At 34.5% G+C, this 11,849-nt stretch carries 10 protein-coding genes and 1 pseudogene; 9 read left to right on the top strand and 2 right to left on the bottom strand.

Features of this window, described 5'->3' with window-relative positions:
- Positions 1-198: 198 nt before the first annotated feature.
- Together SB773_RS24590 and SB773_RS24585 are read right to left on the bottom strand one after the other, a co-directional pair.
- The gene (locus SB773_RS24590) at positions 199-1,341 is read right to left on the bottom strand and encodes an SH3 domain-containing protein (protein WP_410592709.1); all 1,143 of its coding nucleotides are present in this window, start codon (positions 1,339-1,341) and stop codon (positions 199-201) included.
- 705 nt (positions 1,342-2,046) lie between these two features.
- A complete protein-coding gene (locus SB773_RS24585; protein ID WP_002107230.1) occupies positions 2,047-2,175 on the bottom strand; it encodes a hypothetical protein in 129 nt (42 codons plus the stop codon).
- A gap of 161 nt (positions 2,176-2,336) precedes the next feature.
- Here SB773_RS24585 and SB773_RS24580 point away from each other — a divergent pair, with 161 nt between their 5' ends.
- From SB773_RS24580 to SB773_RS24540, 9 genes and pseudogenes are all read left to right on the top strand, one after another.
- Positions 2,337-3,233, top strand: coding sequence for an Rpn family recombination-promoting nuclease/putative transposase (locus SB773_RS24580; RefSeq protein ID WP_000070893.1), 897 nt, complete (start codon positions 2,337-2,339; stop codon positions 3,231-3,233).
- Positions 3,234-3,816: 583 nt separating this feature from the next.
- On the top strand, positions 3,817-4,215 hold the full coding sequence (locus tag SB773_RS24575) for a VOC family protein (RefSeq protein WP_410592706.1): 399 nt from the start codon (positions 3,817-3,819) through the stop codon (positions 4,213-4,215).
- Between the two features lie 308 nt (positions 4,216-4,523).
- On the top strand, positions 4,524-5,375 hold the full coding sequence (locus SB773_RS24570) for a P-loop NTPase family protein (protein WP_410592704.1): 852 nt from the start codon (positions 4,524-4,526) through the stop codon (positions 5,373-5,375).
- A 470-nt stretch (positions 5,376-5,845) separates the two neighbouring features.
- On the top strand, positions 5,846-6,694 hold the full coding sequence (locus SB773_RS24565) for a HesA/MoeB/ThiF family protein (RefSeq protein ID WP_002107140.1): 849 nt from the start codon (positions 5,846-5,848) through the stop codon (positions 6,692-6,694).
- A 13-nt stretch (positions 6,695-6,707) separates the two neighbouring features.
- Positions 6,708-7,574, top strand: coding sequence for a HesA/MoeB/ThiF family protein (locus tag SB773_RS24560; protein ID WP_002107139.1), 867 nt, complete (start codon positions 6,708-6,710; stop codon positions 7,572-7,574).
- Positions 7,575-7,589: 15 nt separating this feature from the next.
- On the top strand, positions 7,590-8,027 hold the full coding sequence (locus SB773_RS24555; RefSeq protein ID WP_016513468.1) for a DUF441 family protein: 438 nt from the start codon (positions 7,590-7,592) through the stop codon (positions 8,025-8,027).
- A gap of 14 nt (positions 8,028-8,041) precedes the next feature.
- Positions 8,042-9,106: an alpha/beta hydrolase gene (locus SB773_RS24550; RefSeq protein ID WP_410592701.1), complete on the top strand. Its 1,065-nt coding sequence runs from the start codon at positions 8,042-8,044 to the stop codon at positions 9,104-9,106.
- A complete protein-coding gene (locus SB773_RS24545) occupies positions 9,103-10,521 on the top strand; it encodes a homocitrate synthase/isopropylmalate synthase family protein (RefSeq protein WP_002107136.1) in 1,419 nt (472 codons plus the stop codon). Before SB773_RS24550 ends, SB773_RS24545 begins: the two co-directional genes overlap by 4 nt.
- Before the next feature lie 196 nt (positions 10,522-10,717).
- A pseudogene (locus tag SB773_RS24540) lies at positions 10,718-11,503 on the top strand (Tn3 family transposase); the annotation flags it as partial.
- Positions 11,504-11,849: the final 346 nt, after the last annotated feature.

Below are 11,849 nucleotides of genomic sequence, written 5' to 3'. Positions count from 1 at the left end.
TATTCCTATGAAATTATTGTAAATTTATATTAATTTGTTTTAATATTATATTTATAATTGGATTATTAAGTGATGTAGTGATGGGCAGGATGATTGCACGAATAAAAAGCCATTCATTCTTATAATCTATATAGATTATAAGAACCACCCGGAAATAAATCCGTAGTGGTTCTCTTTACAAATACTTGGTACAATACTTTACTGAACTAGATAAGGTATGGGATTCACTGCATTTGTTTTTTCAAAATTCCACTCGCCGTTATGTAATTCAAAATGAAGATGTTGCCCGGTTGAATGTCCTGTATTCCCCATGTGTCCTATCATTTGTCCGGTTTTAACCCGATCACCCGCTTGTACTGTACGATCCTTCAAATGTGCATAAACGGTTGTATATAATTTCCCATCTATCGTATGAGCAATAAACACAACATTTCCATAGGAATTAGAGTAGTAGGATTTTATTACTTTTCCGCTTGTTGCTGCCAGGATTGGAACTTCACCTGGAGCTGTGAAATCTACTCCGTAATGCATTTCCCCCCAACGAACATCAAATGTAGAGCTGACTATCCCTTTCGTTGGGTACTTGAAAACAGCTGGAATAGAAGGAGTTTCTTGTGGTTTGTTTTGTAATACATAATGTTTAGCTACATATCCAAAACCTGAACCGAAACGTATTTTATACCAAGAACCCATTGTTTCTACAACTTGTAATTGGGTACCATTTTTTAAAGATCCAATTATAGAAGTGTTAGTTCCCGCTCCACTTCGTACTCTTAATACAGGAGTTGCAACATAATAAGATGAATTTCCTTGTACGGTGGTTCCTTTAACCATTGAATAGGAACCATCAGAGACAAATTCTTTTTTCACATATCCTGTTTTTCCATTATAAGAAATTTTATACCATTCACCACATTCTTCTAAAATGGAGATGTATTTTCCATTTGGTAGTACACCGAGAATAGTAGATTCTGCATTTGGCTCTATACGAACATTTAATGCAATCGCATTTACAATATATTGATTTTTTGGTTGTGTTTGTTTTGTGGGAGAAAGATAAGATTTTTGCATGTAACCAATTTTATTTTGTACATCTACTTTATACCAGTCAGGTGTTGTTTCTATTATTTTAACTGGAGTATTGAATGTAATATTTCCAATAGAGTTGCTATTTGTAGTAGCATCCTGATACAGATGTGCTTTGTCAAAATTTACAAATCTGATTTTTACTTTGTCATTTTGTGGTATTGATACAGCATGAGAATCAGCTGCTACTACCGAAGGGAGAAGCGTAGCAATTGCAGCAGTTGTTAATGAAAAAGTGGTAGTGATCATCTTCATATAATAATAAGCCTCCTTGGGGAATGTATTACAACATTAAAATGAAAACAATATTAAAGTGAAAGATATATATAAAGAATAGCAGATTTTTAAAAGTTGGGGTAAAAAAATATCAAAAAATGTCGAATTAAACAGAATTTTTAGTTTTTTTGTTGATTCGTGTTATTTTTTATGTTAAACTCATAACAACAAAGAAAGAGTCACCGAAAACCCTTATCGGTTAAATTTTCAGAATATTTAGTATTATTTATCGGTTTACTCCATGTGATTTACACTTTTGTGTATTGCTTTTCCACTCTTTCTTTGTTCTACCCTATAAAAGAAAACAACCTGTTTTTATCCAAGTTGTTTTCTTTTATAAAAATATAATTTGTTGTTTAACAGTTGGGATTACTATTTTAAAAGTTATTATGGTTTATAGGGGGGCGATAGCTAATAGATTGGATATTTAATGAGGAGTTTGCATTACAATAGAGTGAAGCTAGAAAGAGGTGAAAACTAAGAAATTCGGATGTTAGTTTTTTAATTTTGGAAAAGGAAGAATAAAAATATAGTGGATATACAATTACAATAAGGGAATGCAGTATAGATTAGTATACTTGCATTCCCTTATTATATTTATTTATTTTTTTCTTTCTATATTTTTTTGTTCATAGATACCAGCAGCCATCTCAGCTTGGAATCAAATAAATGCTCTATTATTACTTAAATATATTTTAATCTTATTAAAAATGATCCTAAATCATACCCTACATTTATTATTGCAATGGCTGAAATTATAGTTAATGGATATTTCACAAATGGATTATTTAAGATTTTTTTTATTTTTTTCATGTTGTAGTTCTCCATTAGATTAATCATCTTATTTTTAATGTTATCATGAACATAGATATAATGATTTGTTTTTTATTAGATATAAAATCCTGTTTGCATCTTTACTTTCATTTTATGTACAATAAGGGAAAGAAATAGTATAAGGCAGGGGGAGGAAGCCCATGTCCAATCAACAATTAGTGAATTTACGTATTGATTTTGCATTTAAACAATTATTTGGTACAAGTGGGAACGAGGATATTCTGGTTGCCTTTTTAAATGCTATGTTACATGATTCTTTAGAATCACCCATTATATCCTTGCAGTTAGAAGATCCACATTTGCATCGAGAACATGAAGAAGATAAATTATCGATTTTAGATATCTCAGCGACATTAGATACGGGGACAAAGATAAATGTAGAAATACAGCTGAATAACAATCACGATATGATCAAACGAAGCTTGTATTATTGGGGAAGGTTATACACTTCTCAATTAAAAAAAGGAATGCCATATAGCTCACTTCATAAAACAATTACCATCAATTTGTTAAACTTTGTGATGTTTCCAGAATATGAAGCGTTTCATACAACCGGAATCTTGTGGAATCAGCAACAACAAAAGGTATTGAGTGATGATATAGAAATGCATATTATTGAAATTCCGAAGTTAATGCAACAATGGCGTAATGAACAAGTAAATCCCTGGGAAGATTCGTTTGTTCGTTGGTTATTATTACTTCCAGCTAATGAAGATGAACACTTAACCCAAACATTGGAGGATATTGCGATGAACCAAGATCCAATTTTACAAAAGGCAATGAATAAGTGGGAACGTATGAGTCAAGATTCTTCTTTCCGTCAAGCCTATGAAGCAAGGGAAAAAGCATTAATGGATGAGGCTGCAAAGTTTGCTCATGCAGAACAACAAGGGATAAAAAAAGGAAGAGAAGAAGGAAAGCTTGCTGAACGTATTCAATTAGTTAGTGGTATGCATAAAAATGGAATGTCAGTAGAGGACATTGCAAAGTTCACGAAGTTAAGTATAGAAGAAATACGAGAAATTTTACAATCCTAAATAGATTAAAATAACACCTACAAATGTTTGTAGGTGTTATTTTTTTTGGGGGGGCATTCTCAATTGGGGAAACTTTTGCGATCTATGCGACACCAAACTATTAATATGTACAAATGTAAACTTTTGGGTGAAAGTTTACTTTCGGGTTTAGAATCATTTATAGCTAATTTTGTAATAAATTTCTCAATATAGATATAGATGATTATGGCCATAGGAATTTACCACCTATGCCATCTTTTGTACCACTCTTTGACAAAGAATCTACCAAGACATGCCTACTCTTTACCAATAAAAACCTCCTCTCATTACTAATATGCAATATGGAGGAGGTTTTTTGGTTTATAACATTTGGTTAAGCCTTGAAGAACTCTCTTATGATTTTTCTTGTGTTGATTTAAAATAAAGTTCGATCATTTATAATAAAGAGTGATAATTTGTAAAAAAGTTTGATAAAAAGATCCATTTTATAGAGTATTTCTTTGTTCAGCAATCGGGCCATTTTGTTGAATATCAGCAAAGAAGGAATGTATACAACTGTGTTGAAGTAGATTAAGGTTGATGTTTAAAAAATGGAGGGGTTATGGTGATTATTGAAACGACTGTGCAAGTTCGTGTTTCAGACTTTGAAAAGGGAAAGGAATGGTACAAGTCACTACTGAATAAAGAGCCTGATTTTGTACCTCATGAAGGATTTGTTGAGTTTGAACTCGTACCCGGGAGTTGGTTACAGGTAGCCAAGGGAACGCCAACAGAAGGTAGCGGTCCTATACGCATGGGTGTGATGGATATAGAGGCTGAAAGGGATAGAATGATAAAGGAATTAAATATTGAGCCTTTTGAAATATATTCAAGAGAAGAGGTTCCCGTAAAATGGGGTAGCTTTACAGACCCATGGGGGAATCGCTTAGGTTTTTTCGAATATTTGAATGAAAATGAAAAGGATGAAACAATAAAAAGAGTTTATGGGACGACGGCTAAGTAGTTAGTCCGTATAACCACCCTCTCCTCAACTAAAGGGCGCAAGAGTTGAAGATCAATGTTTGAATCGACAACTCTTTTTTATTATCTAACAGGGCAGGGATTTAAAGTATTCAAGTAGAATAAGAACCTACCATTTTTTTATAGGGAGTTTTGCTGAATAATATTGTTAATATTTCACAATGGATATATGATTTTTATAAAGAGTGAAGGGAGATGAACGAAATGGAGTTTACACAAGGTAACAAGAATTAAAATGGTGGTTAAATTAGACTGACCACCATTTATTTTAAATTGTGGTGGGTGATTAATATGACAAGAACTAAGTTGATAATCGTTGAAGGTATGTGGGGTTCTGGCAAGAGCACTACATCTAAATTGATTTATGACCATTTAACAGAATCTGGAATAGAGACACGTCTATTTCTTGAGGGAGATTTAGATAATCCAGCAGATTACGATAAAGTAGCATGCTTTACACATAAAGAGTTTAACAAGCTATTAGAGAAGCATTCAGAGTCTATCGGATTGATTCGGTCGATTACTCAGAGCAAAAGGAATTATAATTTTATTGAATATGGAAAGCGTCAACAGGAATTAAGTAAGGCGTTCCCTGATGAACTATTGTCTGATGTGATGCAATATGATATTTATGATGGAACACTGCCATTAGAGCGGCATTGTGAAGTGCATTTGAATAGGTGGAGTGAGTTTGTAAAGGCTCAACAACAAGAGGAGACGGTAACAGTCTTTGAGTGCTGTTTCATTCAAAACCCCCTTTCAGCTATGCTTGGTCGATATGATGCTTCGCAAGATGTGATTACAGATTATATACTGAAGTTAGGCGACATTATTAAGCCGTTGAATCCATCACTTCTCTATTTTCATCCTGGTGATGTTCGCTCTATTTTAAAGAGAGCATTCGAGGAACGCTCATCAGAATGGCGAGATGGCGTAACTCAGTATTACACTCAGCAGGGGTATGGACGGAGTCACGGGTTGACAGGGTTTGACGGGCTTGTTGAGTTTTTAAGAGTTCGAACCGAAATAGAGTTAAAAATCATAGAGCAACTCTTGATTTCGAAGTCAGTTATAAGAAATGATGACCTCAATTGGGAACGGGTTCATCAGCAAGTGATTCAATTTGTTGACGAGTCATTGTGAGTCTAAGTTGTTGCTAACGAGGGTCTTATCTTCAATAAGAAAACATAAATGATTTTCCACAATCGGGCGCTTTAATGGAGCAACGAAAAAAGCCTAATTTCTCAATTTTAATGAGAAATTGGGCTTTTTATATTTACTTATAGTGCAAAATAGCGCTTAAAATAGGTGCAAAATAACTCCTAAAGTGACACGTAAACTTAATTTATCATCGATTTTAAATGTGTTCTGTAAACAATATCTATTATATTAAGTTTAATAGGTTAACGGAAGACATCTTCTGTTAACTAAAAAAATGCTATATTTATTTAGTTTTTTAATAAATGGAGATATATTCATTTGTTAAAAAACTAAGAATTTAAAGTTTTTAAATTTTTTTACAAATAGCACACAAAAATGACATACTTCTAGACTATTTTTATATAGAGGAATTATTTTTTGAAATAGTTACTACATATAAAGGAGACTTCAAAATGGATATGGATTCATATTATTGGGAAATGGTTAAGAAAAATATTGGTGTGTATTCTGAACAGGAACAAGAATGTCTTCGAAATAAGAAGGTCATTATTTTTGGACTAGGGGGAGTAGGTGGATATGAAGCAATTCTGTTTTCGCGAATGGGAATAGGGCATATTACCGGTGTTGATCCCGATGAATTTGAAGTTTCTAATATTAACAGACAAATGTTAGCGCTTTCTAGTGTTGTAGGTGAACCAAAAGCAAAAGTTGCAGAACAGGTTGTAAAAGATATACATCCCTATATATCAACAAACTTTATACAAACAAGAGTAGATGAAGATAATGTAATCGAGCTTATAAAAGGGCATGATATTGTAGTAGAAGCCGTAGATGATATGCCTTCAAGAGTTATTATACATAGAACAGCTAGAGAATTAGGCATACCAAGTGTGGGGATGTCAGGTAGCCCCCCAACACGAGGATTTGTTTCTACATTTTTCCCAACCGGAATTCCTTATGAAGAAGCATTAAACATCTCAAGTGTCGGATGCAAATTAACAAATCAAGAATTAAGACAACAGATTGCTGATATAAAGAAAAGTCGAGCTTGGTATTCTGTGGAGAAAGGCGCACCAAAAGAGTGGGCGCAAGATTTTTGTGATGGAAAAGCAGGCTGGATTATCACACCGATGCGTGCTCATCTATTGTCACTATTTAGCTTTCATGAAGCAATACAAGTTTTAACTGGTCGTGAGCCTCTAGCTAGAGCGCCTAAAGGCATTGTAATGGATTTAGATAGTCATATCCCGGTTCAAGTAAAAGAAGTCCCAAAGGGTGGATGGGATTATAAAACACTGTAAGGAGGAATATAATTTGTTAACAAAAAATAATGATATGCAAAATATATATGAAGAAAGTTTTACGCGAAATATTGGTGTTATCTCTGTAGCAGAGCAGGAGAAATTAAAAAATTCTCGAGTTACTGTAGTTGGAGCAGGGGGCGTAGGAGGAATTACACTCATCCAATTGGCGCGAATGGGTGTGGGTTCTTTACATGTTATTGATCAAGATGTATTTGAAGCAAGCAATATCAATCGACAAATGCTAAGTTCCAACAGTAAATTAGGACAGCCGAAGGCAGATGTTGCTTTAGAAGTTTTGCAAGACATTAATCCATTATTACAAATAGAGATAACGAAAGAATTTGTTACCGAGGACAATGCATTAGAGCTTCTAACGAATACAGATGTCATTATAGATGCAACTGATAATTTAGTAGCGAGAGTAATCATCCATCGTACAGCTCAAAAATTAGGGATTCCTTCTATTTGGATTGCAGTTACACCTCCCTTTAGAGGTGGCGTCATGTCTTTAACTCCTGACTCTACGCCTTATGAAATCGCGTTAGGATATCCGTCTTATCAACAAGAGCTAACACCAGAAATGCAAAATAAAATTCATAAATTAAAAGATGGACGTGCTCTTCATTCCGTCAAACATGGTGCGGATGAGAAATGGGCAAATAATTATGTACAAGAAGATCGTCCATGGGCTGTGCTGTCTCCCGTTGCGAATATCGTAGGCATTCTAGCAAGCTTTGAAGCATTTAAATTTATAATAAATCGAGAAGACTTAAAACCTGTAATAAGTCCAAATTTAATACAAATTAACCTTGCAAATCAAAATATGGTACATGTGTCTGTACCTGAAAATGATAGTTGGGATTATACAACATTATAGATGAGGTAAGAGAATATGCTTCCTTTTTTGTTACTGGGGATTATTGTTACACTCGCTCTACTTGTTAAGGATTATGCGCTAGCTGGTGCGGCTTGTTTATTAGGAGTTTTACTTGCTGTTGGACAAAAAACTTTATTACATCTTATTCAACAATATTCTTTTACAATTGGTATTTTCTTTCTGATGCTATTCCTTTTAGTACCAATTACATCTGGAAAGATTACAAGTGAAAACGTAATAAAATTAATTACCTCTCCTATCGGATTAGGATCCATTCTAGCGGGTTTTACTGTGTCATACATAGGAGGAAAAGGTGTAGGAGTTCTACCTATGAATCCTACGATATTGTTAGGTGTCTTAATAGGTACTCTTATTGCCGTATTATTTACAAAAGGGTTACCAGCCGGATTAATTATTGCGGCTGGAATCATAGCTATCATTTCTATGAAATGAAAGGAATATTCTAAATGAAGATGAAATGGACACATATTAGTTTAGTAGGGATTTTTTTGATAATACTTATGTCTAGTTGTTCTAATATCAAAGAAACTTCTCAAAATGATCAAACTTCTAAAGTGGTAAAACAAGAATTAGAAATTCAGCAAGGAGAAGAAAATTTATTTTTACTTCATAAAAACTTAAATAATAAAAAACAGTATACATCTGATGAAATCATCTTATTTTTAGAACCATTTAGTGTACCTACAGCTCAAGCATTTGATGTACCAAAATTTTCATGGATGGATGAGTATGCCAGAAAAGGGTATGATACTTGGGCTATGGATTTCAGAGGGTTTGGTCGTTCTTCTCGCCCTAAAGAAATGTCAGATCCTCCTGCCCAAAACCGTCCGGTTATTCATTTGAATGATGCAACTAAGGATCTGGAAACAATTGTAAATTGGATTAAAAAGAAGAGAAACGTAAAAAAAATTCATATTGTTGGATGGTCATATGGAGGTGTTGTGGCTGGAAATTATGCAATATCCCATTCTCAAGATATTAATAAACTTATTTTATATGGATATATGCATGGGTTCACACTTCCTATGATGACACAGCCTTTCGAAAACCCACTACAACCTAATCAGTTTAATCCTGAAGCACCAGCTTATCAAATGTTGGACTTTGATAAAGGAATGCATCATTGGCATATGATGATGGGAAATAAAAAAATTGTTACAAACGAAGCAATGGATGCCGTAAAACAAGTTTTTATTGATTCAGATCCTATGAGTAAGAAAAATAATCAAACGATTCGTCGACCAGTCGGTCCACTTGAAGATTTATTTTATATTTGGAAAAATCAGCCTCTATATGATGTATCTAAGATTACCGCTCCATTACTTGTCATTTACGGGGAAGATGACATATTTGCAGACCGAAATATGATGTCAAAATTAACAAGTGCAAAACAAAAAAAAGAAGTAGTAATCCCCGATGCAACACACTGGGCTGTTTATGAAAAGAATCGTAATACCCTATTCGAACAAACATTAAACTTTATAGAAGCGAAAGAAGGCAAACAGGAATGAAAAAGGGTTTAACAATATTAGATGCTACCTTACGTGAAGGAGAACAACAATGTGGTATTCGTTTCTCCAAGGAAGACAAAATTACATTACTTCACATGTTAGAGGATTTTGGAGTAAGTCTTATTGAAGTTGGACACCCTGGCATCTCTGAAGAAGAAGAAGAGATTTGCCGAGAAGTTGCAGCATCTGCAAAGCACGCCGAAATACTTATGCATGCTCGGGCGAAAAAAGAAGAAGTTCATGCGGCTTATCGTGCTGGTGCCGATTGGATAGGAATCTGGGCGTCTATTAATCCTATTTCTTTACAAACAAAGTATACCAATCGATCAAAAGATTATGTTATTAATCAGGTGAAACATGCTATTGAAGAAGCAAAATCTTTAGGAATGAAAATCCGTTTTACTATTGAAGATGCTTCACGAACGGAATGGGAAGATATCGCCTACATTGGACAGATTGCACATATAGCTGGAGCAGATCGAATCAGTTTAGCAGACACTGTAGGAATTTGGGAGCCAGGTCAGTGTGCGACAATCGTGAAGAAATCTGTTGAGACATTCCCTTGTGAGATTGAAGTTCATCTTCATAATGATTTAGGATTAGCCATGGCAAATGCTCTTGCGGCAATCGATTCAGGGGCATCTGTCATTGATGCTACATTGTGCGGAATAGGTGAACGTGCTGGGATTGTTGATTTGCTAAATTTATCAGTATTTTTATCTCAAAAGCGTAATCTACAATGCTTTAAACTACAGATGATTCCTGAATTAACGCACTCTCTCCAATTAGCTACTGGTTGTCAAGTAGATCATTGGAGACCGATTATTGGAAAGAATATATTTACTCATACTGCATCCTATCATATACAAGCTGTTCAGCAGAATTACTCAGCATACGAGGGCATTCAACCTGAAATGATAGGAAGAGTAAGGAACATACAACAAAAACATATAGAAAGAAAAGGGCCTCGGCTTTCAAAGTCTCTCCGAGTTAGTAAACCATTTGTAAAAGGAGCATCTGAGCTTTTATATCATCGTGATGGTCCAGGAGAGCGTTGGGTACAGATGGATTATAGAACTGATGAACGTGCTTCATTTTATGTAATACAGCGTGTATTTTACGACGCCCATATGGATGAGAACTTAGAAGGACATGTAGATACTCATGCACATCATTGTGATAGTGCCTTTATTTTTTGGGGGAATAGAATAGATGGTACAGGTCTCATATGTGAAGTTGAAATTGAAGGAGAATTGCAAATAATTGAAAGTCCAGCATCTGTTTTTATTCCATCGGGGTTAAAACATAGGTACAAATACCTTTCGGGTACAGGAACATATACAAACATCGTACTAGCACCTAATTATAATTCTAGTTTGTTAGAGGAAAACTCATCAAAAGTATTTGTATATTAGTAAAATATAAAAAAGTTTTTATTTCTGTTATGATGATGTTTTAGTAAACCATCTGACTGATAAGAGTATAAGCAGCCTCAATGTTCTTTATGTGAAAAAATAAAAAACAGATAGAATGCAATATGTTCTTTGAATTCTATCTGTTTTTTGAATGGCCCCAAAAAGAAAGAATCGTTGCCGTGCCCCTTCTTCAGAAGAAGCGCCACATATTATTGATGGCCTACTATATCATGAAACAGATTTGGAAATTGAAGAACATTATCCGGATGCAGCAGGCTTTGTAGATCATTTCTTTGCCATGTGTCATATGCTAGGATTTCGATTTGCTCCTAGAATTAAAGCGTTTAGTAAAAATAAAATTTATACTTTTGAAAAGCCCGTAAATCAACCACATCTAGAATTTATGATTGGTGGAGCAATTCATACAAAGAAAATAAGAGAAAATTGGGATGACTTATTACGATTAACTAGCTCTGTTCGTAATGGAACCGTCACAGCTTCTCTTATTCTCAAAAAGCTTGCGGCCTATCCTAGGCAGAATAGCTTATCTGTAACTTTGCGTGAAATAGGAAGGATTGAAAGAACTTTATATACATTAGAATGGTTGCAGAGTCCTGAGCTTAGAAGACGTGTACAGGTTGGTTTAAATAAAGGTGAAGCAAAACACGCACTTGCTCGAGCTGTATTTTTTAATCGATTAGGGGAAATTCGTGATTGTTCTTATGAGGATCAATTACATAGAGCAAGTGGTTTGCAACTTCTTATTTCAGCAATTGTATTATGGAATACGGTATATATATCACGTGCAGTAGATGCTTTACGTGCAAAAGGTGTGGACATTCCAGAAGAATATTTACAACATATATCTCCACTTGGATGGGAACATATTACGTTGACAGGTGATTATGTTTGGAACTTAAATGAAAAAACAAATTTTAATAATCTAAGACCATTACGAGACAAAAATTATATAAAGAAGTAGTAAAGTAAGTAGCCGGTTCCTTAACGTACAGGGAACCGGCTAAAATGTGTCCGAATTGTGTCTAAACGTACAATTTTCTTTTTTTGATATGGTGACCCCATGCCCATCAAGCTAAGACTTTGAGACACCCCCATAACGAAAACTTTACCTTTTTACAGTTATTTATGAGAACTCGGCTCATTTTTTTCGTTTTGGGGAACAATTAATTTCTTAAGTTGATGGCGATGTGACGCTACCCCTTATTAAAATTAAGATGGTTCAAGTCGGAGGAGGGCACCTTAGGGTGTCTTTTCTTTATAATAAAATGCTTTCCGTAGCATGAAAAAGAGAGCTTCTGCTCTCTTTT

Source organism: Bacillus sp. SIMBA_074 (assembly GCF_046534555.1).
Taxonomy (GTDB): Bacteria; Bacillota; Bacilli; order Bacillales; family Bacillaceae_G; genus Bacillus_A; species Bacillus_A mycoides.
The sequence above is the reverse complement of the archived record's forward strand: the minus strand, read 5'-3'. Positions and strand labels throughout refer to the sequence as shown.